This is a genomic window from Microbacterium sp. Z11_20, assembly GCF_057197605.1.
The window spans coordinates 249,155-272,555 of the sequence record NZ_JBXVOQ010000005.1 but is presented as its reverse complement, the minus strand read 5'-3'; the positions used below and the strand labels follow the sequence as shown (position 1 = coordinate 272,555).

22 protein-coding genes are annotated in these 23,401 nt (G+C 69.9%); 14 read left to right on the top strand and 8 right to left on the bottom strand.

Annotated features, from left to right (window positions below; translation table 11 throughout):
- Nucleotides 1–62: 62 nt before the first annotated feature.
- Nucleotides 63–902 carry an SDR family NAD(P)-dependent oxidoreductase gene (locus tag AC2DFQ_RS13700; RefSeq protein ID WP_484507908.1) on the bottom strand — a complete coding sequence of 280 codons (840 nt, stop codon included), beginning with the start codon at nt 900–902 and terminating at the stop codon, nt 63–65.
- A 171-nt stretch (nt 903–1,073) separates the two neighbouring features.
- Between AC2DFQ_RS13700 and AC2DFQ_RS13695 the strand changes: the two genes are divergently transcribed.
- From AC2DFQ_RS13695 to AC2DFQ_RS13670, 6 genes are all read left to right on the top strand, one after another.
- Nucleotides 1,074–1,784, top strand: a complete 711-nt coding sequence (locus AC2DFQ_RS13695) for a GntR family transcriptional regulator (protein ID WP_484507907.1) — start codon at nt 1,074–1,076, stop codon at nt 1,782–1,784.
- Nucleotides 1,785–1,921: 137 nt separating this feature from the next.
- Nucleotides 1,922–2,935 (top strand): ABC transporter substrate-binding protein, encoded by a 1,014-nt coding sequence (locus AC2DFQ_RS13690; RefSeq protein WP_484534275.1) that lies wholly within the window; start codon nt 1,922–1,924, stop codon nt 2,933–2,935.
- A gap of 64 nt (nt 2,936–2,999) precedes the next feature.
- Nucleotides 3,000–3,854, top strand: coding sequence for an ABC transporter permease (locus tag AC2DFQ_RS13685; protein WP_484534274.1), 855 nt, complete (start codon nt 3,000–3,002; stop codon nt 3,852–3,854).
- The gene (locus AC2DFQ_RS13680) at nt 3,851–4,708 is read left to right on the top strand and encodes an ABC transporter permease (RefSeq protein ID WP_484534273.1); all 858 of its coding nucleotides are present in this window, start codon (nt 3,851–3,853) and stop codon (nt 4,706–4,708) included. Before AC2DFQ_RS13685 ends, AC2DFQ_RS13680 begins: the two co-directional genes overlap by 4 nt.
- Nucleotides 4,709–4,720: 12 nt before the next feature.
- On the top strand, nt 4,721–5,545 hold the full coding sequence (locus AC2DFQ_RS13675) for an ABC transporter ATP-binding protein (RefSeq protein ID WP_484534272.1): 825 nt from the start codon (nt 4,721–4,723) through the stop codon (nt 5,543–5,545).
- A 1-nt stretch (nt 5,546) separates the two neighbouring features.
- On the top strand, nt 5,547–6,635 hold the full coding sequence (locus AC2DFQ_RS13670) for a zinc-binding dehydrogenase (RefSeq protein WP_484534271.1): 1,089 nt from the start codon (nt 5,547–5,549) through the stop codon (nt 6,633–6,635).
- Between the two features lie 6 nt (nt 6,636–6,641).
- On the opposite strand, the gene AC2DFQ_RS13665 is transcribed toward AC2DFQ_RS13670, so the two are convergent.
- On the bottom strand, nt 6,642–7,109 hold the full coding sequence (locus tag AC2DFQ_RS13665; protein ID WP_484507901.1) for a MarR family winged helix-turn-helix transcriptional regulator: 468 nt from the start codon (nt 7,107–7,109) through the stop codon (nt 6,642–6,644).
- 117 nt (nt 7,110–7,226) lie between these two features.
- On the opposite strand from AC2DFQ_RS13665, the gene AC2DFQ_RS13660 reads away from it, so the two are divergent.
- Complete coding sequence (locus tag AC2DFQ_RS13660) at nt 7,227–8,459, top strand: acyl-CoA dehydrogenase family protein (protein WP_484507900.1); 1,233 nt, start codon at nt 7,227–7,229, stop codon at nt 8,457–8,459.
- 64 nt (nt 8,460–8,523) lie between these two features.
- On the opposite strand, the gene AC2DFQ_RS13655 is transcribed toward AC2DFQ_RS13660, so the two are convergent.
- Nucleotides 8,524–9,519 carry an alpha/beta fold hydrolase gene (locus AC2DFQ_RS13655; protein ID WP_484534270.1) on the bottom strand — a complete coding sequence of 332 codons (996 nt, stop codon included), beginning with the start codon at nt 9,517–9,519 and terminating at the stop codon, nt 8,524–8,526.
- A gap of 1 nt (nt 9,520) precedes the next feature.
- Complete coding sequence (locus tag AC2DFQ_RS13650) at nt 9,521–10,753, bottom strand: acyl-CoA dehydrogenase family protein (RefSeq protein ID WP_484534269.1); 1,233 nt, start codon at nt 10,751–10,753, stop codon at nt 9,521–9,523.
- A gap of 265 nt (nt 10,754–11,018) precedes the next feature.
- Between AC2DFQ_RS13650 and AC2DFQ_RS13645 the strand changes: the two genes are divergently transcribed.
- The 5 genes from AC2DFQ_RS13645 to AC2DFQ_RS13625 all read left to right on the top strand — a co-directional run bounded on the left by AC2DFQ_RS13645 (nt 11,019) and on the right by AC2DFQ_RS13625 (nt 16,928).
- Entirely contained in the window at nt 11,019–12,458 is a 1,440-nt protein-coding gene (locus AC2DFQ_RS13645; RefSeq protein WP_484534268.1) for an amidohydrolase family protein, read from the top strand.
- A 185-nt stretch (nt 12,459–12,643) separates the two neighbouring features.
- On the top strand, nt 12,644–14,116 hold the full coding sequence (locus AC2DFQ_RS13640; RefSeq protein ID WP_484534267.1) for a carboxylesterase/lipase family protein: 1,473 nt from the start codon (nt 12,644–12,646) through the stop codon (nt 14,114–14,116).
- Nucleotides 14,117–14,289: 173 nt separating this feature from the next.
- The gene (locus tag AC2DFQ_RS13635) at nt 14,290–15,054 is read left to right on the top strand and encodes an SDR family NAD(P)-dependent oxidoreductase (protein ID WP_484534266.1); all 765 of its coding nucleotides are present in this window, start codon (nt 14,290–14,292) and stop codon (nt 15,052–15,054) included.
- Nucleotides 15,055–15,094: 40 nt separating this feature from the next.
- On the top strand, nt 15,095–16,069 hold the full coding sequence (locus tag AC2DFQ_RS13630) for a squalene cyclase (protein ID WP_484534265.1): 975 nt from the start codon (nt 15,095–15,097) through the stop codon (nt 16,067–16,069).
- A gap of 16 nt (nt 16,070–16,085) precedes the next feature.
- Nucleotides 16,086–16,928: an NAD-dependent epimerase/dehydratase family protein gene (locus AC2DFQ_RS13625; protein WP_484534264.1), complete on the top strand. Its 843-nt coding sequence runs from the start codon at nt 16,086–16,088 to the stop codon at nt 16,926–16,928.
- A gap of 129 nt (nt 16,929–17,057) precedes the next feature.
- Here AC2DFQ_RS13625 and AC2DFQ_RS13620 read toward each other — a convergent pair whose 3' ends face one another.
- From AC2DFQ_RS13620 to AC2DFQ_RS13605, 4 genes are all read right to left on the bottom strand, one after another.
- Nucleotides 17,058–18,044: an LLM class F420-dependent oxidoreductase gene (locus AC2DFQ_RS13620; protein ID WP_484534263.1), complete on the bottom strand. Its 987-nt coding sequence runs from the start codon at nt 18,042–18,044 to the stop codon at nt 17,058–17,060.
- Nucleotides 18,045–18,106: 62 nt separating this feature from the next.
- Nucleotides 18,107–19,258 carry a DNA-methyltransferase gene (locus AC2DFQ_RS13615; protein WP_484534262.1) on the bottom strand — a complete coding sequence of 384 codons (1,152 nt, stop codon included), beginning with the start codon at nt 19,256–19,258 and terminating at the stop codon, nt 18,107–18,109.
- Nucleotides 19,255–20,304, bottom strand: a complete 1,050-nt coding sequence (gene lplAB, locus AC2DFQ_RS13610; RefSeq protein WP_484534261.1) for a lipoate-protein ligase LplAB — start codon at nt 20,302–20,304, stop codon at nt 19,255–19,257. The genes AC2DFQ_RS13615 and lplAB overlap by 4 nt, the downstream gene beginning before the upstream one ends.
- Before the next feature lie 137 nt (nt 20,305–20,441).
- Nucleotides 20,442–21,290 carry an alpha/beta fold hydrolase gene (locus AC2DFQ_RS13605; protein ID WP_484534260.1) on the bottom strand — a complete coding sequence of 283 codons (849 nt, stop codon included), beginning with the start codon at nt 21,288–21,290 and terminating at the stop codon, nt 20,442–20,444.
- Nucleotides 21,291–21,378: 88 nt separating this feature from the next.
- Here AC2DFQ_RS13605 and AC2DFQ_RS13600 point away from each other — a divergent pair, with 88 nt between their 5' ends.
- Nucleotides 21,379–21,822, top strand: coding sequence for a MarR family winged helix-turn-helix transcriptional regulator (locus tag AC2DFQ_RS13600; protein ID WP_484507888.1), 444 nt, complete (start codon nt 21,379–21,381; stop codon nt 21,820–21,822).
- 65 nt (nt 21,823–21,887) lie between these two features.
- Nucleotides 21,888–23,264, top strand: coding sequence for an MFS transporter (locus AC2DFQ_RS13595; RefSeq protein WP_484507887.1), 1,377 nt, complete (start codon nt 21,888–21,890; stop codon nt 23,262–23,264).
- Nucleotides 23,265–23,401: the final 137 nt, after the last annotated feature.

The following is a 23,401-nucleotide window of genomic DNA, read 5'->3' as shown; positions in this document are numbered from 1 at the left end:
CGCGGATGAGTCGTCCCTCATCCTGTCCAACACTTTGTCTGATGTAAATACCGTATGACAATCTACGGGCGGTCGCCGAAAAGGGCGTGCAGGTCCGCGTCGACCGGCGCGGTGTCCCACAGCCCGGCGCCGCCCCCGTAGCGGTTGGTGTTCTGCACGCTCGCGCCGCCGTCCACGGACAGGACCGCGCCGGTGATGTAGGAGCTGTCCTCGCTGAGGAGGAAGGCCACCGCGGCAGCCACCTCGTCGGGCGTGCCGGCGCGACGCAGGGGCGAGGTGGCCGCGCGGCGGTTCATGTCCTCGATGCCGGCCGCGCCGAAGATCGGCGTCGGGACGATGCCCGGCGCCACGGCGTTGATGCGCACGCCGGCCGGACCGGCGTAGACCGCGGCGCCGTGCACGAGCCCGATGACGCCGTGCTTGGAGGTCGTGTAAGCGAGGAGGTCGGCGGCACCGCGCAGGCTCGCGATCGACGCGGTGACGACGATCGACCCGGTGGTGCCGGTGGTGGCGTAGTGGCGGAGAGCCTCGCGGATGCCGAGGTAGGGGCCGCGCAGGTTCACACCCATCACCGCATCCCACTCCGACACGGTGGTGTCGGGCACCTGGAGCCCCGGCGTCCCGGCGATGCCCGCGTTGAGGTGGTGGAGGTCGGCGGAGCCGAACTCGTCCAGTGCCGCCTGCAGGTACGTGCGCACGCCCTCCTCGGTCGACACGTCGGCACCCACGCCGATCGCCTCACCCTCGACCGCGTCGGCGGCCGCCTTCGCGCGCTGGGCGTCGATGTCGACGACGACGAGCCTGGCGCCCGCCTCGGACAGGCGCGTCACAACCGCAGCGCCGATGCCGCCTGCGCCTCCGGTGACGATGGCCACCTTTCCCTGCAGACCCGCGTACGTCATCGTCCCGCCTCTCCGCGCCGCCGTCGGCGCCTGCCATCCCCCGGGCGATCCCAGCGGATTGTCTGACGATAATATAGGGCACGACTGCCGCCCGCTTTGCATGATGGACGGACGATGCGCACCCCCCGGCGGTATGATCGGCCTCACCGCCCGCGAGTGAGGATCACCCCCATGTCGACAACCAACACCGTCCCCGCGTGGTCGGGATCGCCTGTCGACCGGGTCGCCGCGCCGCTTCGCGAACAGGTCATCTCGGCCTTGCGCGCAGCCATCCTGGACTTCCAGCTGCGGCCGGGGCAGCGCCTCGTCGAACGCGAACTCATCGAGCAGCTCGGGGTCTCGCGCACCACCGTACGCGAGGCGCTTCGTGAACTCACCAGCGAAGGCCTCGTCACCGTGGTGCCCCAGCGCGGCGCCGTCGTGAGCGCCCCCTCCCTGGCCGAGGCCGAGGACATGTACGACATCCGCGCCGTGCTGGAATCGGTCCTCGTGGAGCGCTTCGTCGAACGCGCCACGGACGCCCAGCTGGACCGGCTGGATCAGAGCGTCGAAGACTTCGCCCGCCACACGGCGGGAACCGACGACATCCGCATCGTGCTGGATGCGAAGGACAAGATCTACGAGGTGCTGGTCGAGGGCGCCGGCAGCGCGTCGCTGCAGAGCATCATCGAAGGGCTTCAGGCGCGCGTGCGACTGCTGCGCGCCACGTCGATGAGCGAACCCGGCCGCGCCGAGGTAGCCGCGGAGGAGCTGCGCGCGGTGGTGGTGGCCGCCCGCAAGCGCGACGCCAAGGGGGCGGCGGAGCTGTGCGCGACCCACGTGCGCAACGCCGCGAAGACGGCCCTCAAGCACCTGCGCGCCACCGAGAACGCCGACCAGTAGCGCGACCACCCCCGTGGCGTATCCTCGACAAGCCCGGTTGGTTATAACTGTTATATTGACCTGACGCGCTAGTCGCAATATTGTCAGACAAAAGGCGGCGTGCCAGAGTGCGCCGTTTCTCAATGGAGAGGAATCGCATGTCTTCCACGCGCACACAGCGCCGATCCCGGCTGTTGACGGCCACCGGCGTCCTGCTTGCGGGCGTGCTCGCCCTCACAGCCTGCACCTCCGACTCGGGCACCACGGGCTCCGCCCCCGATGTCACCGGTGACCCGACGACGCCCGAGGTCACCGATGTGACGCTCACCGGCATCCGCGGACCCGGCACCATCCCGCTGCAGCTCGCCGCCGACGAGCACGGCACCGAGTACGGCCTGACCATCACCCCGTCGTTCGTCGACAACAGCGGCATCGCCGTCACCTCGGTCATCTCCGGAGACGCCGCCTCTGCCAACACGAGCTACTTCGGCGTGATCGACGCGATCAACCAGGGCCTGCCGCTCGTGGTCATCGCCGAAGGCTGGGCCAGCACGCCCGACACCGGCTCGCTGGAGACGCTTCCGGATTCGGGCATCGAAGGCCTCGAAGACCTCGCCGGCAAGACCGTCAACGTCATCTCCCTCACCAGCAGCCACGCCATCAAGCTCCGCGACGCGATGCTCCAGGCCGACCTCGACCCCGACGAGGTCAACTGGGTCGAGCTGCCCTATGGCGAAGTCGCCGCGGCCCTCGAGCAGGGCACGGTCGATGCATCCAGCGCCGTCGGCCCGACCCTCGCAGCGGTACGCGGCATGGGAAGCGTCACGGTGTTCGACTACGGCGCGGGCGAGTACGAGGGCATGGCCGAGTCGGGCTGGGTCGCCTCCCGCGAGTTCGTCGAGGAGAACCCCAACACCGTCGCCGCGATCCAGTGCGCGATCTTCCAGGCGCAGGGCGCACTGGTGGATGACCGCGCGCTCTTCGAGGAGCAGTTCTCCGCCTTCCTGGGCGCACCCGCCGAGGTCGCTGCCAACGAGGTGATGCTCACCTACCAGACGGAGAACCGTCTCGAGGAGATCCAGCGCAACGCGGACATCTACTTCGCCAGCGGTCGCCTCACCGAGGAGTTCGACTTCTCCTCGCACGTCCTCCCGGCCCCGTCCAACTGCTGACCGACCGTGCGGCGGAGCGGCACGTCCCGCTCCGCCGCACGACCCCGACAGAAGGAAACGCTCCGTGACCAGTCCGACCACCACGGCGGCACCCCCCGGTGTCGCCCGCTCCGCGGGCGCGCGCGCGGCCTCGCGCCGGCGCACGATCGCCATCCTGCGGGGGGTCGCGGGCGTGGCGGGCCTCGCCGTGCTGCTGGAGATCATCTCCCGTTCGGGATTGGTCAGCACGACTTATCTGCCGCCCTTCTCCCAGGTCGTCGTCGAAGCGATCACCCTGTGGGGTGACCCCGTCTTCCGGGCCGATGTCGGCTCCACTCTCCTCACCTACGTCCTCGGGATGCTGATCGCCTGCGTGATCGCGATCCCGGTGGGCGTCGCCTTCGGCATCTACCAGCCCGCCTACCGTGGCGCGCGCGCCATCGTCGAGCTCATGCGACCCATTCCGCCGGTCGCGCTGGTGCCCCTGGCACTCCTCGTCCTGGGCGCGGGGCTGGAGATGAAGCTGTTCATCGTGGTCTTCGCCGCCATCTGGCCCATCATCTTCAACACCCTCTACGGGGTGCACGACGTCGACCCGTATGCCAAGGACATGGCACGCACCTTCGGCATCGGCCGCTGGGGAATCGTCCGGCGCATCGTCGTCCCCTCCGCAGCTCCCTTCGTGATGACCGGCATCCGCATCGCGTCCTCCATCGCACTGATCGTCGTGATCACCGTGGAGCTCATCGCGGGCGGCGCCGAGGGCATCGGAGCCTTCATCTCCCGCGAGCGTGCCTATGGCGACGCCGGCGCGTACCTCGCCGTTCTCGCCGCGACGGTGACCGCCGGCGTGCTCGGCCTCATCATCAACCTCGCGATCGGCTGGGTGGAACGCCGCTTCTTCGGCTGGGAAGCAACGACCCGGGCGGAGGGGCGATGACCCAGATCCAGGCAGCGCCGCATTCGCTGCTCACCCACGGCATCCCCACGACGCGCCGGCCCCGCCGCGGTCGCCGGTTCCTCGTGGGCCTCGCCTACTTCCTCGTGCCGCTGATCGCGGTCGTCGCCGTGTGGCAGCTGGCGACCACCCTCGCCCCGTCACCGTTCTTCCCGCCTCCCCTGGCCATCGCCGCGAACCTGTGGAAGCTGCTGTTCGGGGGCCCGGCGGTGTTCACACCGGTCTTCTTCGGCGACTTCCTCACCACCGTCGGGCGCATGCTGGTCGGGTTCGCCATCGGCGCGGTCTGGGGCATCGTCGTCGGCACGGCGATGGGTCTCAACCGGGCGGCGCGGGAGACGGTCACCCCGATCGTGGAGTTCCTGCGCTCGATCCCGGCCACCGCGACGCTTCCGCTCTTCATCATCCTGCTCGGCGGCGGCGACGACATGCGCATCGCGTTCATCGCCTACGGCGTCTCGTGGTTCGTCCTGATCAACACCGCCTCCGGGGTCGGATCGATCGCCAGCACGATGCTCGACATGGGCCGGGTCTTCAAGATCTCTCCCGCGCGGCGCCTGTTCTCGATCATCCTCCCCGGCGCGATGCCCAAGATCTTCGCGGGCCTGCGCATCGCCAGCACGGCTGCGCTGCTGCTGGCCATCGTGTCGGAGTTCATGCTCGCCACCAACGGCGTGGGCTTCCTCCTCATCCAGGCCCAGGGGCGGTTCCAGCTCCTGGACATGTGGTCGTGGATGCTGGCCCTGGCCATCCTCGGACTGATCATCAACTCCCTGCTCGACGCCGTGGAGCGCCGCACCCTCGCGTGGCACCGGCTCTCCCGCTCGCGAACCTGAAAGACGACAGCCATGACTGACACCACCCCCCGCACCTCCGGTTCCTCTCCCGCCGAATCCGACGCGATGGTCGTGGTCGACTCCGTGTCGCACGTCTACGGCGCGGGCCCGACCGCCCACCACGCCATCCAGGGCCTCGCCTTCTCGGTGCGCCCCCGCGAGTTCGTCTCGATCGTGGGACCCTCCGGAGCAGGCAAGACCACACTCCTGCGGACCCTCGCGGGGCTGCTGACTCCCACCGAAGGCGCGGTGTGGGTGGGGGGCAAGAAGAACACGGGCGTCCCCGCCGGCATGGCGATGGTCTTCCAGGACTACAGCCGCTCGCTCCTGCCCTGGCTCACGATCGAGAAGAACGTCGCATTCCCCCTGCACGGGTCGGCCATGTCCAAGACCGAGCGCGCGGCACTGGTCACCGATTCGCTGGATGCGGTGGGCCTGACGGGGATGTCCAAGCGATACCCGTGGCAGCTGTCGGGAGGCATGCAGCAGCGCGTCGCGATCGCGCGGGCCCTGGCATACCGGCCGAAGCTCCTGCTCATGGACGAGCCGTTCGCGTCGGTGGACGCGCAGACCCGTGAGGGCCTGGAAGACCTCGTGCTGCAGATCCGCGACCGGTACGACATGACGATCCTCTTCGTCACGCACGACATCGACGAGAGCGTGTACCTCGCCAACCGCGTGCTGGTGCTCTCCCGCCCGCCGGCGCACATCGTCGAGGACATCCGGGTCGACCTCCCGGAACCGCGCAATCAGATCACCACGCGCGAGAACCCCGACTTCATCCACCTCCGCGGACACGTCGCCCGCCTCATCCACGGCGACGACCGCGCGCACTGACATGCGTGCCCGCGCAGCCGTGCTGACGGCGTTCGCCTCGCCGTTCGAGGTCCGCTCGATCGAGCTGCGCGAACCGGGCCCGCAGCAGGTCGTCGTCCGCACCACGGCCGCCCCGTTCTGCTCGACCGACTGGATGGGGTGGCGGGCGATGCGCCGCAAGCAGCCCCCCGTCATCCTCGGTCACACCGCGGTCGGTGTCGTCGAGACGGTGGGTTCCGAGGTCGCCGACCTGCGGAGAGGCCAGCGCGTGATCGTGGCCGCCACGCCGCACTGCGGCGTGTGCTTCTACTGCGTGGCGGGCCGCCCCGATCAGTGCTCGGTGCTGATGGACGGTTCCGACCCCGTGGTCGCCGACCTCCCCGACGGGCGCGAGGTGCGTGCCGCCGGCCGCGTAGGCGCGTATGCCGAGCTCGTGCGCGCCGACCGCATCCAGGTGCATCCGCTCTCGGACGCCCTCCCGGACGAGGTGGCCTGCCTGCTGGGATGCGGGGTCAGCACGGCGCTGGGCTCCGTGTTCACGATCGCGCAGGTGCAGCCCGGTCAGTCCGTCGCGGTCGTGGGCCTCGGACACGTCGGGCTGTGGGCCGTACAGGGAGCACGAGCAGCCGGCGCCGAACGGATCATCGCCCTCGATCCCGACCCGCGCCGCCGTGCGGTGGCCCGGCGGTTGGGCGCGACGGACGAGGTCGATTCCGCGAGCACCGACCCGGTGGCCGCTGTTCGGGCCCTCACCGAGGGACGGGGCGCCGACGCCGTCATCGAGGCCGCCGGTCCTGCCCGTGCCACGCGCCAGGCCGTGCTGATGGCCCGCCGCGCGGGCACGGTCGTCCTCACCGGGGTCGACCACGCCGATACGGACGTCGTGCTGCCGCAACTGGATCTGACGGTCTACGGCAAGAAGGTGATCGGCTGTCAGAACGGCCAGATCGTTCCCGGGACGGACCTCGCGCGCTGGGCCGGGATGCTGGAACGGGGAGAGCTCGACGCCGGGCCGATCGTGACGCGCACCTACGGACTCGAGGACATGGACCTCGTGGTGCGCAACTCCCTGACGGCGGACGACATCACCGGCGTGCTGGTCGGATTCTGAGCGCTCTCAGCGCTCGGACGGACGTCGCCCACGGCGCTCGAGACCGTCGGCGATCTCGGCGATGACCTCTGCCGCCACCGCCAGGCGCTCGTCGTCCTCGGGGGCGACCGGCTCGAGGTGCTCGGCCCAGACGGAGCGGTACTTCAGGAGGTTCTCGCGCGCGAGGTCGGTTGCGAAGACGCGGACCTCTCGCCCGTCCGCCTCCGCCGACGCCTTCCGGGCCAGCCCTTTCTCCACGAGAGCGGCCACCCGCGTGCTCGTGTTGCTCTTGTGCTGGCCGAAGGCGCGCGCGATCTCGGTCACCGTCGTCCCCGGGGACTCCATGAGGATGCGCATGATGTCGGCTTCGGAGCGGGTCACGTGGATGAGACCCTCGCGGGGCACGGTCACCTGGCCTTGCAGGGCCCGGAAGACCTCGATGATGCGGTCGCCCAACTCGCCGAGCAGCTCGTCGCGCGTAGGGGGTTGCGGCATGCCCCGAGTTTATCGACCGCGGGGCGAATCCCTTGCGTCCCCCTCCGCACCTCGGTATTGTTATAGTGCTTATACACATTGCGCACCGCTGCGCAATGGAGCGAACGGAGATCCCACATGACGATGGTCGAGGAACGCGACGCGACCGAGCAGCCGACGGCGGACGAACTCATCGCCCGCGCCCGCGCGCTGCGCGAACGCCTGCGCGAGCTGCAGCCGGAGCACGCGCAGCTCGGGACCTACTCGCCGGAGATCCACGAGGCCTTCCGCGACGCCCGGCTGTACGACCTGCTCCGTCCGCGACGCTACGGCGGCTTCGAGACCGACCTCGAGACGTTCTTCCGCGTCGCGATCGAGATCTCGCGCGGCGACCCCGGCGTGGGCTGGTCGTGGGAGCTCGGCGCCAGCCACGCCTACCAGTTCGCCTCCCACTTCCCCGCGCAGTCTCAGGACGAGGTGTTCGGATCGGCGCATCCCTTCATCTCCCCCTCCCGTGCCTTCCCGCAGCGCGCCGTGGTCACCGCCGTGGACGGCGGCTATCGCCTCACCGGCCGATGGGATTACAACTCGGGATGCACGTACGGCACGCACTTCATGCCGGTCGCGCCGATCACGCAGGAGGACGGCAGCAAGGCGCTGTACATGTTCATCCTGCCGCGCGAGGACTTCACCATCCTGGACGACTGGGGCTTCGGGAAGACCATCGGACTTCACGCGTCCAGCTCCAACTCGATCGAGATCGACGACGCGTTCGTCCCCTCCTACAACGTCGTGCCGTTCAACTTCAAAGACATCGTGTGGGGCGAGAAAGGCACGCCCGGCTACCAGCTGCACGGGAACCCGCTGTACCTGGGTCGCACGTCGGCGTTCTTCATCGCCGGCCTCACCCAGACCCAGGTGGGCGCGGCGCTGGCCTGCATGGACGAATACGAGACTCTGATGCAGCGCGGCTCGAGCTTCCCGCCCCGCGTCCCGCGCTCGCAGTCGCCGGAGTACCAGCTCTGGTACGGCAAGGTCACCTCCCTCGCGGAGGCCTCGCAGACGCTGCTGCTGGGCGCCATCCGCGAGTTCGAGCAGCTCAATCGCGCGTGGAGCGAAGGCGGTGCGGAGTTCACCACCGCCGACGACGTCCGCATCCGCGGCCAGATCGTGCAGGCGGCGCGCCTCGCACAGGAGGCCATCGAGGTCGCCTTCACCACCGCCGGCAGCACGTCGGCGGGGCTCGCGGGCACCCGGATGGGCAAGTACTACCAGGATGCGGCGATGTACCGCACCCACATCGGCGCGCAGCACGACGTGCTGCTCGCCTCACAAGGCCGCGTGATGCTGGGTCAGCCTCTCACGATGTAACAGGGCGCATGAATGAGGGGGTGGGGCGCTCGTGCGCCCCACCCCCTCCTCTTATACAGAGGTGTCAGTCGATGCGGGCGATCCAGTCCAGGATCGGGCCGATGGAGGCGTCGGAGTTGGCCTCGAGCATCATGGCGTGGCCGTTTCCGGGAACGCCGGCTTCGCCGAGGTTCAGGAACTCGGCGTCGGAGCCGGCTGCCCGCAGGAACTCGACGACCTGCGGCTCCCAGTCGGTGAACGGCGAGGTCTCTCCCACCACCACGACGACGGGGATGCCGTCGAGGAACGGCAGACGGTACGTTCCCGGTTCCGCAGCCTCGAGCTCTGCGGGATCGCTCACCGCCGGTTCCCATGACACCGGCGACGCGGTGAGGCCCCAGTCCAGGCGGGAGCCCGGACCGAACTCGAAGAACGGCGGGCCCATCGGCTCGATGGCCACGATCGCCCGCACGGCGTCCGGACGCGCGTCGGCGGCGAGCCATCCGCTCGGTCCGCCCGCGGAGTGCGTCACGACGATCGCCGGCCCGGTGCGATCCAGCAGCCGCGCGATGCGGTCCTGGTCCATGCGGTGCGACTCGGCCAGATCGGCCGGCAGGAACCCCATCCCGGCGATCAGCTGGTCCAGCATCGGGTCGCCGATGCCTCCGCTCCACGTCGACTGGTCGTGCCCGGGGATCGGGGTGTCGAACAGCCCCATCGCCATCTCGTAGCTGAACTGCGCCCCCGGCTCGCCGAGCACATCGGGGTGCGCCCACGAGCGACCATGACCGGGACGATCCACGCGGTACACGAGGTACCCCGCATCCACGAACAGGTCCGACCAGCCCGGCCGCCCGTCGGGGGTCCCCGTCCAGTCGGTGATCTGTCCGCCGCCGCCGTGCACGAGGATCAGCGGGTACGGCCGCGTGATCTCCGCCGGCGCCTCCCACTCGACGAACATCGGGGCGCGCTGAACGGTGCCGCGCTCGCTCTGGACCCGCTCGCCGGGAATCCAGAAGTGCCCGCGGCGGACGGTTCGCAGGGGGTACTCGGCGAACGCCTCGGGAAGCTGCGCGGGCACGTCAGGCCCCCTTCAGAGCGTCGAGGGCGACCATCTTGAACGCGACGTCGCGCAGCTGCGGGTTGCGGTGGCCGGCTGCCTGCGCCATGTCGCGGAAGATCTGCTCGAACCGCTCGCCCTTCTTCGAGGCGGAGGCACCGATGGTGCGGTACATGTCCTTCTCCACGACCTCCCACGCCTGCAGCATCACCTCGCGGCCGATGCCGCCCAGGAGGTTGTCGAGGCTCCCGGTGAACTGCTCGACCCCGGCGACGTTGTCGCTGGCGGCCTTCTCCCACCGCTCGAGGGCGTGGAAGACCGCCGCCTCTGCGGTGGCCAGCTTGATGATCGCGCCACCGTAGTAGCGCTGGAAGTCCTGGTCCTCGGCGCGCAGGTGGAAGGGCGGAATCGTGATCTTGCGCGAGGTCATCAGCGCGGCATACTCGTCCAGCGCTCCCAGGGCGCCTCCCACGCACAGCACGCCCAGCGCGAGGGCGAACGAGCTGCCGTGACGCGCCGAGTACATGCTGTTGCCGTAGGCCGCCGAGCCCGGGCTGTCGCCGTTGAAGGCGTAGTCCATGAGGTCGGCGTCCTCGACCATGAAGCGGGCGGGCAGGAAGGCCTTGTCGAAGCGGATGCTGTTGGAGCCCGACGAGTTCAGGCCCATCATGTTGCCCCAGTCATCCAGGATCTCGTAGGAGCCGGCCGGGGCGATGTACAGACCCACGCGCGGCGTGCCGTCCTCACCCTTGGGGAGCCGCGCCTGGCCGAGGAAGAACGTGCTCCACGGGATGCCCGAGCAGTAATTGACGACGCCGTCGATCTCGTAGCCGCCGTCGACCGGTGTGGCCGTCACGGTCGGGGCGTACATCGATGCGGCGCGGAAGTTGCCACCGTCGTAGACCTCCGCGTGGATCTGCTCCGGGAACCAGTTGGCGAGCATCAGCGCGTGGTTGGACGAGAGGCAGAAGCACCACGCGATCCCCATATCCGCGCGGGCGATCTCCATCACGACCCGGAAGAACGTCGTGGGCGTCACCTCGAGGCCGCCGTGCGCCTTCGGGATGTACATGCGGTAGAAGCCCACCTCCTCGAAGCGGCGGTGCAGCCCCTCGGGGATGTGAGTGGCGCCCTGGGCCTCGGCGGAGTAGGAGATGATCTCCTCTCGCATCGCGCGGGCCGCCTGCACGAGCGCCTCCTCCGGATCCAGCGCGGCATCGACCTCGGAGATAGCGTTCACGGAGATGTCGGTCATCGACGATTCCTTTCATCATTGGAAGGCGCGACCGGTGCCGGGTGACAATCCTGTGCGTCTAGCGTCGGTTCATCATACAATCTGGTTATAGACTCCACAACGAGTCTCTGACCGGGTAGCCACCCCACCAAGTGACACTGGACAACCCTGTTCAGCAGTGCTTAATTTGACTCAAGTCGACCCGCACGACGCAAGTCAAGCGACGGCGCGCCGTCGCGCCGCCCGGGCGGGGCCACCCGACGGCAATCAAGGAGGATGAACGTCTATGACCGGTACCCCGGCACCGCAACCCGGCCAGCCCATCGTGATCCGCAACGCCATCGTGCTCACGATGGATGATGCACACACCGTGATCCCCGAAGGCGACGTCCTCGTCGTCGACGGCAAGATCGCCGAGGTCGGCGTCGACCTCGCCGCCCCCGAAGGCGCTTTCGAGATCGACGGCAAGGGCGGCATCCTGCTCCCCGGCATGATCGACACCCACCGCCACATGTGGCAGACGGCCATGCGCGCGTACGGCGGCGACTGGACGCTGACGCAGTACTTCGTCTGGTACTACCTCGAGCACGGCATGAAGTTCCGCCCGCAGGACATCGCCTCCGGCAACCTGCTGTCGGCGCTCGACGCGGTCGAGTCCGGCGTGACGACGAGCGTGGACTGGTCGCACGGCCTGCGCACGCCCGATCACGGCGAGGCCGCGCTCGAAGCCCTCGCCTCCTCTCCCGGTCGCTACGTCCTCGCCTATGGCAACATCCACGCCGCTCCGTGGGAGTGGGCGCAGGATCCGGCGGTTCGCCGCGTGATCGAGCGCGCCCGCGACGACTCGCGCATGTTCGGCGCCCAGATGGCCTTCGACGTTCCCGGCGACGAGAACTTCCCCGAGGCGGCAGCATTCAAGGCCGCTCGTGACCTCGGCGTCTCCATCACGACCCACGCGGGCGTGTGGGGTGCGACCAACGACAACGGCATCCGCCTCATGTACGAAAACAACGTCATGCTGCCGGGCCAGGTGTACGTGCACGCGGCCACGCTCAGCGACGACTCGTACATGAAGATCGCCGCCACCGGCGGCACCGTGTCGCTGTCGACCGAGAGCGAGCAGACGTGCGGTCAGGGCTACCCGCCCGCCCACGCCCTGCGTCGTCACGGCATCGAAGCGTCGCTGTCGGTCGACACGAGCGTGTGGTTCAGCGCCGACATGTTCTCCGCCATGCGCACGACGATCGGCGCCGACCGTTCGCTCGAGCACTACATCGCCCACCAGACCGACCAGACCATCACGCACGCGACCATCCGCGTCGAGGAGGTCGTGGACTGGGCCACCCGCGGTGGCGCCAAGGCCCTGGGCAAGTGGGACCAGGTCGGAAGCCTCGAGGCCGGCAAGCTCGCCGACATCGTGCTGATCAAGAACGACAACTCGCCCACGATGTTCCCGATCCTCAACCCCTACTCGCACGTGGTGTACCAGGCGCAGCGCGGCGACGTGCACACCGTGCTGGTGGGCGGCGAGCCGGTCAAGTTCGACGGCAAGCTCGTCTCCGGCGACCTGCAGGGTGTCCGCGCGAAGATCGAGGACACCGTGGAGTACCTGCGGTCGGAGCTCGGTGAGGACACCTGGAAGTCGGGGATGAACCCGGAGATCCCCGAGAAGGAGATCCTCTCCAACCCGTACCAGTACCGTCGTGAGACCGAGTCGTCGCACTGACGCCTGCTCCCACGAAACGGCCCGTCCCTCCGGGGGCGGGCCGTTTCGCGTATCCGACGGTCAGGGCGCGAAGGCGCGGGCCCGCCCCCTCCGTCGACTCGCCACAAAACGTCCGGATTCGGCCGAAAATCGAACGGATCGTGGCGACTCGACGGGAGGGGCGGAGGGCCTGGGAGAATGCGGGGATGACCGCCGCCGAAGGTCCCGTCGTCCGCACCCGCAAGGGGTCGGTGCGCGGCCTCGCGCGCGAGGGGTCGGCGGCGTTCCTCGGCATCCCGTTCGCCCAGGCGCCGGTGGGCGCGCTGCGGTTCGCCGCCCCCGTGCCGCCGGAGCCGTGGGAGGGGATCCGCGATGCCACCGCCTATGGCCCCACACCCCAACGCGGAGACACCGGGGTCACGCTCATCCCCGAGCCGAGCATCCCGGGCGAGGCGACACTGAACGTCAACGTCTTCACGCCGCGGCCGGGGGATGAGGATGCGGCGCTCCCCGTGCTCGTCTACATCCACGGCGGCGCCTACGTCTCGGGGTCGCCGGCGAGCCCGTGGTACGACGGCGCGGCGTTCGCGCGCGACGGCGTCGTGACCGTGACACTCTCGTACCGCCTGGGCTTCGACGGGTTCGGCGTCATCGACGGGGCGCCCGCCAACCGCGCCGTGCGGGACTGGCTGGCCGCGCTCGCATGGGTGCAGGACGAGATCCGCGTCTTCGGGGGCGATCCGGCGAAGGTCACGCTGATGGGGCAGAGCGCCGGGGGCGGAGCGGTCCTCACCCTGGTCTCCCTGCCGGCGGCGCGCGGGCTCTTCCGCTCGGCCCTCGCGATCTCCCCCACGCTCAGCGATATCGACCGCGAGCGCGCCGGCGCCGCGGCCGGGCGCCTCGCCGCCGCAGCCGGGGTGCCCGCGACGCGGGCGGGTTTCGCGAGCCTCCCCGAGGAACGGCTACGAGAGTTGCAGGACAAGGCCGGAGAACCTGAGACCCGCAATCGCCTCGACGTGCTCACCTCGCTCCTGTCCGAAGGCCTGCCGTGGGGGCCGGTGGTCGACGGTGACCTGATACCCGCGCCCGTCGTGGAGGCGCTCGCCCGCGGCGAGGGCAGCGGCATCCCGCTCGTCCTCGGCTCGACCGATGATGAGTTCACCATGGCGACCCACGGGGCCCGTCGGCTGCTGAGGCTCCTCCCCCTCGGACTCGTGCTGGCACGGCTCGGCCTCCGCGGGGCCGCCCAGCGCGCGTACCTGCGGGCCAACCGCGCCCAGCGGCGGAAGGGCAGCGCGGCACTCCTCGGGCGTTACGCCACCGACCGGGTCTTCCGCGCCGACATCCCCCGCGTCGCGTCGGCCCGCGGGGACGCCCCGACGTGGGTGTACCGGTTCGCGTGGCCCTCTCCGGTGATCGGATGGGCGTGCCACTGCCTGGACGTGCCGTTCTGGTTCGACTGCCTGGATGCCCCGGGGGTGGCCGACATCGCCGGCGACGCACCGCCGCGCGGCCTGGCGGATGCGCTGCACTCCAGCGCCGTCGCATTCGTCCGAGAGGGGATGCCGGGATGGGGCGCGTGGTCGGCCGACCAGGGGACGACGCGTGTCTTCGGCGGGCCGGCATCCGCACCCGCGGTGGTGCGCGACGGTTATGCCTCGGTGACCGCGCTGCGCTGAGGTTCTCGGCGCGCGCCCCGGCGCGCGTCCGCCTGCGCGCTTTTCGGGCGCTGCCGGGTCGGCCGACGCACCGCGCGCCCGCGTCAAGGCCCCTCCCAGCAGGCGCGCCTCAGGCGAGGATCGAAATCGCCGACGCCAATCCGGGCGCACCAATCGGAAGGCAGGACACGCACATGACGGAAGCATTCGACGGCAAGGTGGCTCTCATCACCGGAGCCGCCTCGGGGATCGGCCGGGCCGTCGCGCTCGACCTCGCCGGCCTCGGCGCGAAGGTCGTCGCGGTCGACCTCCAGGAGGATGGGGCGCAGAAGGTGGTCGACGAGATCGTCGCCGCCGGCGGCGAGGCGCGCCCGGTGGCCGCCGACGTCTCCGACCCCCGGCAGGTGAAGGCGGCGGTGGACAGCGCGGTGGAGGCCTTCGGCGGCCTGCACCTCGCGTTCAACAACGCCGGCATCGGCGGACCGCAGGGCCTCCTCGGCGACTACGACGACAGCGACGACTTCGCGGCATACCAGCGACTCATCGACATCAACCTCAACTCCGTGTTCTACGGCATGCGGTACGAGATCCCGGCGATGATCGCCGCAGGCGGCGGCGCGATCGTCAACACGTCCTCCATCCTCGGTCTGGTCGGCGCGGAGACGGCCGCGCCGTATTCGGCGGCGAAGCACGCCGTGGCGGGCATGACCAAGTCGGCCGGTGCCGCCTATGCCGCCCAGGGGGTGCGCATCAACTCGGTGCATCCGGGGTACATCGCCACCCCCCTGATCGACGGGTTGCCACCGGAGGCCTACGACGCCCTCGTGCAGAAGCACCCGATCGGACGCCTCGGCACCGCCGAGGAGGTGTCGCACCTCGTCGTCTTCCTCCTCAGCGACCGCGCCTCGTTCATCAACGGCTCCCAGCACGCGGTCGACGGCGGCTACACGGCCATCTGAGCGGGCGGGCGATGTCGGGAGCCGGCGGTATCGTCCTCGCATGAACGACGACGAGGTCATCGCGTGGCTGCGCGGCGCCGACCCCAGTCTCCGCTGGCAGGTCGAGCGCGACCTGGACCACGCCCCCGACGCGGTGTGGCAGCGGACCCGGGAGCGGGTCATGACGGAGGGTCACGGCGCGGCGCTGCTGACGAAGCAGGCGGATGACGGCCTGTGGGCGGGGGGCGCGTACTTCCCCACCGACGCGAGTCGCGATGAGCCGGGGCAGCCGTGGACGGCCACGACCTGGTCGCTCAACTCCCTGCGGGAGTGGGGCGTCCCCCCGGACGCGCTGCGCCCCGACACCGCGGGCCTGCTCGCACGCAACGCCCGGTGGGAGTACGACGACCTTCCGTACTGGGGAGGCGAAGTCGACGCGTGCATCAACGGCTATACGCTCGCCAACGGCGCGTGGCTCGGCGCCGACGTGACCTCAATCGCGACGTGGTTCGTCCAGCACCGTATGAGCGACGGCGGCTGGAACTGCGACTGGGTCGACGGCGCCACCCGCTCGTCGTTCCACTCGACGCTGAACGCCCTCATCGGAATCCTCGAGTACGAACAACGGGCCGGCGGTACGCCGGAGCTGGCGGCGGCACGCCGGGCGGCGGCGGAGTACCTCCTCGAACGCGGCCTCATGCGGCGACTGTCCACCGGCGAGGTCCACGCCCCGTGGGCGACGCACTTCGCCTATCCGTATCGGTGGACCTACAGCGTGCTGAAGGCCGTCGACTACTTCCGCGCGGCGTCGCTCCACGACGGCACGCCCCCCGACGAGCGGATGTCCGACGCGATCGCGCTCGTGCGCCACGCCCGCGGTGCCGACGGAACGTGGCATCAGCAGCTCCGCCACGAGGGACGAACCTGGTTCGACGTGGACGCCCCGCCGGGCGAACCCTCGCGCTGGCTCACGTTCCACGCCCTACGCGTTCTCGACTGGTGGGATGCGGCGCACCGGCCCGTTTCCGTCGCCTGACGTGCAACCCTGGATCATGCGCATCGCACTGACCGGCTCGTCCGGAAAACTAGGCACCGTCGTCGAACGCGAGCTCCGGGCCGCCGGGCACGACGTGATCGCACTGGATGCGGTGGGCACGCGCCGGCAGGGGTTCGTGCAGATCGACCTCACCGACTACGGCCAGGTGATCGACGCCCTCGGCGGTGCGGGCGATGACCGGGGCGAACTCGACGCCGTCGTGCACCTCGCGGCGATCCCCGCACCGGGGCTGCGGGCGGACGTGGCGACGTTCCACAACAACATGACCGCGACGTTCAACGTGTTCTGGGCCGCCGTCCGCTCGGGCGTGCGACGCATCGTGTACGCCTCGAGCGAGACCGTTCTCGGTCTGCCGTTCGACGTGCCGCCGCCCTACATCCCCGTCGATGAGGAGTATGCGGCCCGCCCCGAGTCGGTGTACTCACTCGTCAAGCACCTCGAGGAGCAGCTCGCGATCGAGCTCGTGCGGTGGCATCCCGACCTGTCGATCACGGCGCTGCGATTCTCCAACGTCATGGTGCCTGAGGACTACTCCGAGTTCCCCTCCTTCGACGCGGACGCCCGCGCACGCAAATGGAACCTGTGGGGCTACATCGATGCGCGTGACGGCGCCCAGGCCATACAGCGCGCGCTGGAGGTGGCCCCCGCGGGGTTCGACCGCTTCATCATCGCCGCCGCCGACACCGTCATGACCCGCCCCAACGCCGAGCTGGTGGCCGAGGTCTTCCCCGGCGTCCCCGTGCACGGCGACCTCGGCGAGCACGACACCCTCCTGTCGATCGACAAGGCGCGGCGCCTGCTCGGGTACGACCCGCAGCACTCCTGGCGCGACTCCTGATCCGGTGAGTGTCCATGCCGTGCGGGCAGCGACGCCGCCGCATCCGCGCGTCGTGGACACCCACGGAGGGCCGGCAGCGACGCCGCCGCATCCGCGCGTCGTGGACACCCGCGGAGGGCCGCGCCGGGGTCAGCCGAGCTGAGGAACCACCTCGCGCTCGAACAGCTCGATGCCCGAGCGGTCGTACGCCGCCTCGGGGAAATAGTGGATGGCGTAACCGAGACCGCGGGCCGCGCGCTCGGCGAGACGCTCCGCGATCTGCTCCGGCGTTCCCACCCCGGGAGAAGCCCGGTACTCGCGCTCGATGACGTCGGCGCGCTCCGGTCCGACGAAGGGGGCCAGGCGAGCGATGACAGCGGTCAGTCGCTCTTCGACCTCTGCCTCGCTGGAGGCGATAATCGTGTTGAAGTTCGACGAGCGCGTGATCGCACCGAAGTCGCGCCCGAGGGCGTCGCAGTGGCCTCGGAGCACGTCCGACTTGTGGTCGAACTCCTCGATCGAGCCGGCGAAGTTCGTGTACGAGGCGTACTGCGCGGCGATCTTGAGCGTCACCTTCTCGCCGCCGCCGGCGATCCACAGCGGGATACCCCCGTCTTGCAACGGCAACGGCCGGACGATGGCGCCGTCGACCGTGTAGTACGTGCCGTCGAGCGTCGCCGACCCGGTCGTCCAGGCCTGGTGCATGATCTCGACGCCCTCGCGCAGGCGCCCGAGGCGCTCGCCGACGGGCGGGAAACCATAGCCGTACGCGCGCCACTCGTGCTCGTACCATCCGCCGCCGATGCCCATCTCGGTGCGTCCACCGGACACGATGTCGACGGTCGCGGCCACCTTCGCCAGGTACGCGGGGTTGCGGTAGCTCATGCACGTACACATCTGCCCGAGGCGGATGCGGTCGGTGGAGGCGGCGAACGCCGACATCAGCGTCCACGCCTCGTGGGTCGCCTCCTCGCTGGCGACCGGCGTGGTGTGGAAGTGGTCGTAGACCCACAGCGACTCCCACGGCCCGGCATCGGCACTCTGGGCGAGGTCACGCATGGTGGCCCAGTGAAGGGCCGGGTCGATGCCGACGAGGTCGAAGCGCCAGCCTTGGGGAATGAAGAGTCCGAATCTCATGCCCTCACCCTAGAGATTCCTGACAATCTGGCCGCTGGGCTGGACATGACGCAGATGATGTCTTACTTCTGCAGCTTCTGGGGCTCGGAAACCGGCAGAAGTGGGACATCACGAGGGGGGATGAGCGTGGCGTGCGGCATGCGCGCCCGCATCACCGCGACGGCCTCCGGATTGTCGTCCACCAGCACCGCGTCGCGTCCGAGGGCGCTCGCCACTGCGCCGGTCGTCCCGCTGCCGGCGAAGAGGTCGAGCACCCGGTCGCCGGGGCGGCTGGAGGCCTGGATGATGCGGCGGAGGATACCCTCGGGCTTCTGCGTCGGGTAGCCGGTCTTCTCCCGCCCCGACGTCGGCACGATCGTGTGCCACCACACGTCGGTGGGAAGCTTCCCCCGCGCGGCCTTCTCCGGTGTGACGAGACCCGGGGCCATGTACGGCTCGCGGTCCACCGCATCCGAATCGAACCAGTACCGTTGCGGATCCTTGACGTACACGAGGATCGTGTCGTGCTTCGTGGGCCAGCGGCGACGCGACTTGGCCCCGTAGTCGTATGCCCACACGATCTCGTTGAGGAACTTCTCGCGGCCGAACAGGGCGTCCAGCAGCACCTTGGCGTAATGGGCCTCGCGATAGTCGAGGTGCAGGTAGAGCGTGCCGTCGGGGGCGAGGAGCCGCCACGCTTCGAGGAGGCGCGGCTCGAGGAATCCCCAGTAGTCGTCGAACCGGTCGTCATACGCGCGGAGGTCGCCGCGAAGCTTCTCGTACTCGTTTCCGCGGAATCCGAACCTCGCCCCCATCGGGGTCAATGCCTCCGCGTGCACCGAGGCCGTGCTCGGGCCGGACGCCGCCGCCTCGACCTCGGCCTCCGCCTCCGCCTCGGGCAACGCCTCCGCCTCGCGCAACGCCTCCGCCTCCGCCTCGGGCAACGCCGCCGCCTCGGGCCGAACCGTACTCAGTCTGGATGCTGTTCCCTCGGCCTCGATCCCGCGTGTTTCTGCGGAGGCGGCAGACCCAGGGGCGGTCTCAGACTGAGTACGGTCCAGGGGGAGCATCGTCTCGACCGCACGGGCCCGCGACCGGCCGGTGTTGAACGGCGGATCGAGGTAGATCAGCGTGAAGCTCGCATCGGGCCACGCGCGGGCGGCGGAGAGGTTGTCGCACGCGTGGATGCGGACCGACCCGGCGGGCGCGTCCGGCCGGCCGGGGACCGGGCTCATGGAACCCGCTGCAGCCACGCGTCGGTGGCGAACTTCGACGCCACGAGCGCCTCCGCCTCGGCGTATTCCTCTTCGGTGATATGCCCCGGAACGGCGCCGTACAACTGGGTGAACGTGCTGATGAACCGCTCGATGATCGCCTCGCGGGAGAGTCCCGTCTGGCTCCGGAGCGGGTCGACCCGTTTCGCGGCCGACACCGTGCCCTTGTCGCTGAGCTTCTCCCGCCCAATGCGCAGCACGTCGGTGAGTACCTGGCCGTCCATGTCGTAGCTGAGCGTGGCGTGGTGCAGCACACCGCCGTTGGCGAGGCGCTTCTGCGCGGCCCCGCCGATCTTGCCGTGAGGGCCGGCGATGTCGTTCAGCGGCTGGTACGTCGCGTCGATGCCGATGGAGCGCAGCGCCTGCAGCACCCAGTCGTCGAGGAAGGCGTACGAGTCGGCGAAGGTCATGCCTGCGACGAGGGATGCGGGCACGTAGAGGGAGTACGTGACGATCGAGTTCGCTGCCATCAGCATTGCGCCGCCGCCGGAGATTCGGCGCACGACGTCGAATCCGTGCCGCTCGGCGGCCTCGGGGTCGACCTCGTTGCGCACCGACTGGAACGAGCCGATGACGACGGCGTTCTCGTTCCACTCCCACAGCCGGAGAGTCGGGTTGCGACGACCATCGCCGACCCGCGTGGTGAGCACTTCGTCCAGCGCGAGGTTCATCTGCGGCGAGACCGGACCGTCATGGACGACCTCCCACGAGAAGTCGCGCCATCCCGGTGCCTTGATGAGCGCACGGCGCACGGCCGTGCCCACCGACTCAGGCGTGAAGCCCAGGAGTTGAGCACCCGCGGGCAGGGCGGCGCGGATGGCCGCCGCGATCGTGGCGACGTCGGATTCGACGGGCAGGCCGTTGACGGCCGCGTCGATGTCGCCGAGCGCCGAGTCGGGCTCGAGGAAGAAGTCTCCGGCCAGGTGGAAGCCGTCGATGCGGCCGTCGCGGTCTTCCAGGTCGACGACCACGAGCTTGCCCCCGGGCACTTTGTATTCGCCGTGCATGCCCTCAGCCTACGGCGGCGGGCGCCGCACCCCGCGAGAAACGACGATCCGGACGAGACGGCACGCGGCGCGCTGTGTTTCGTCCGGATCGTTGTTTCTCGGCGCAGGTCGCGGCGAGACGCGGCGCGTCGCGGCGCTCAGGCGCGGGAGGGGAAGCGGGGGGCGAGCCAGGCGAGCAGGTCGGCGCGGACGTCGGCCTGGATGACCTCGTTGAAGATCTCGTGGCGCGCGCCGGGGTAGGTCAGCGTCGTGACGTCGGTGAACGTCGAGCGGGTGCGGTACGCGTCGGCCAGCCGGGCGACGCTGCGCGGTCCGCCGACCGTGTCGTCCTGCCCGACCATCAGCAGCACCGGGGTGTCGCGTCCGGGGTCGCGCCGCGGTCGGCCGAACAGCCGCGCCGCGTCCGCCGGACCGAACAGGCGCAGGAGCGGCACGGACGTGGTGAGCGGGTCGTCGACGAACGCGGCTCCGACCGAGTCGTCGGAGGACAGCCACTGCATCCCGTGGCCTTTCGCGCCCTTCCACGGCCTGTTGAGGTCGCCGGCGTTGAGCCAGCCGGGCATGCGCAGCGCCGATCCGCTCAGTACGAGCGCGTCGTAGGCGTCGGGATGCCGGTCGAGGAGGATCTGCGCGAGGAACGAGCCCCAGGAGTGCCCGAGCAGGATGAGAGGCAGATCGGGATGCTGCGCCCTGATGCGCTGCGTCAGCATCCACACCGCCGCCACGGCCGCGCGATGCCCCCCAGGACCCAGCCGCCCGAGCCGTCGGGCGTCGCCGCCGTGCTGACGCATGCCCGTACGGCCGTGCCCGCGGTGATCGTCGGCGTAGACCGTGTAACCGGCCTCGGTGAGCGCGGCGATGAGTGCGCCGTACCGGCCGGCGTGCTCCCCCACCCCGTGCAGGAGCTGCACGACGGCGCGCGGGTGCGCGGCCTCGGCGACGTCGTAGACGATCGCGACCCCGTGCGCATCGACGAACTCGGGCATGCGCCGAGTCTAGGTGTCGGCGCCGGGTCGCCCGGACGGTGGCTCGGATTTTACTTAGCAAGACTAATGAGCTAGGCTAAGCATCGGTATGACCGAGTCGATTTCACCCCCCACCGACCTCAGCGCTGCAGCATCCGACGTGCGGATGGCGATCTTCCGGCTCGCCCGCCGCCTTCGCGCCGAACGTGCCATCGACTCCATGAGCGATGGGCAGTTCGCGGTGCTCGCCGCCCTGAAGGTCTACGGTCCGCACACCCTCGGCGAGCTCGCCGAGCGCGAGCGCGTGACTGCTCCCTCGATGAACCGCACGGTCAACGGCCTGCAGGAGGCGGGCTACGTGACCCGCACGCCGGTGGACGAGGACCGCCGCAAGGTGCTCGTTGACCTCACGGAGCCCGGGCGCGACGTCGTCGAGGAGACCGTGCGGCGACGGGATGCGTGGCTGGAGTCGGCGCTGGACGAGCTCAGCGACGCCGACCGGGCACTCCTGGCCGGGGCGGCCGAGATCCTGCGGAAGCTGGCCGAGCGATGACCACGACACCTTCACGCACCGCCCGCTCCTCGCGGCGGCGAGCCCCCGAGCGCGGAACTTCCCCGATGTTCCGCTCGTTCGCGGTCTTCAATTACCGCGTGTGGTTCATCGGCGCCCTGGTGTCGAACATCGGCGCGTGGATGCAGTCCACCGCGCAGAGCTGGGTCGTCCTCACCGAGCTGACCAACAACGACGCCGGCGCCATGGGCATCACGATGGCGCTGCAGTTCGCCCCGCCGCTCCTGCTCGTGAGCGTCACCGGGTGGGTGGCCGACCGGTTCGACCGGCGAAAGCTGATCATGCTCACCCAGACGCTGATGCTGCTGCTGGCCATCGCGCTCGGCGTGCTCGTCCTCACGGGCGTCATGACGCTGCCGCTGATGTACTGCTTCGCTTTCGCGCTCGGCATCATCACGGCGTTCGACAATCCCGCCCGCCAGGCCTTCGTGTCCGATCTCGTCGCGCGCGAGAAGGCCTCCAACGCCGTCGCCCTCAACGCCGCGTCCTTCAACACCGCCCGCCTTATCGGCCCCGCCGCGGCCGGCATCATGATCGTCCTGATCGGCAGCGGATGGGTGTTCCTCGTCAACGCCACGACCTTCACCGCGATGATCATCGCCCTCGCGCTCATCCGCGTGCACGAGCTCATCCCGCGGGCCACCGGGACCGGCCGCTCGCGCCTCGCCGACGGGTTCCGCTACGTCGGAAAGCGCCCCGACCTCCTCGTCATCTTCTCGATGGTGTTCCTCCTCGGGGCCTTCGGCATGAACTTCCCGATCTTCGCCTCCACGATGGCGCTCGAGTTCGGCCAGGGCGCCGACGGCTTCGGCCTCCTGAGTTCGATCCTCGCGATCGGCTCTCTCGCCGGAGCCCTGCTGGCCGCGCGGCGCGACAAGGCTCGGATGCGGGTGGTCATCATGGCCGCCGGCGGATTCGGGCTGGCGATGATCGCGTCGTCCTTCGCGCCGACCTATCTGACCTACGCGATCACGCTGGTGTTCACCGGCTTCGCGGTGGTCACGATGCTCACCACCGCGAACGGCTACGTGCAGACCACCACCGATCCCGTGCTCCGCGGGCGCGTGCTGGCGCTGTACATGGCAATCCTCCTGGGCGGAACGCCCATCGGCGCCCCGATCGTCGGATGGATGGTCGACCAGTACGGCACGCGCGTGGCGATCTTCGTCGCCGCGATCATGGCCCTGATCGCGTGCGGGATCGGGGTGGCGTGGACCCTCGCGTCCGGTCGCGTCCACCGCCACGAGAACCGCCGCTTCCGCCTGACCGTGGATGAGACCCGACCGATCGGCACCATCCCCGCCACCGTCCCGGAGGACTTCAGCGACGAGGTGGCCGGCACGACCCCGATCCCGCTTTCCCACCCCGGGGGATCACCGCGCAATGCCCGCGGGGCGACCGTCACCACTCGGCGCCGCCGGTAGCCGGGCCGGCTCAGCGCCCCAGCGCAGCCGATCCGATGGCCGCCTACGCCGCATCCGGATACCAGGAGCGCATCGAAGCCGAACGCGTCGCGGAACCCAGGCAGGCTGGGGGGCGTGAAGGACCGCTTCTCCCCCTC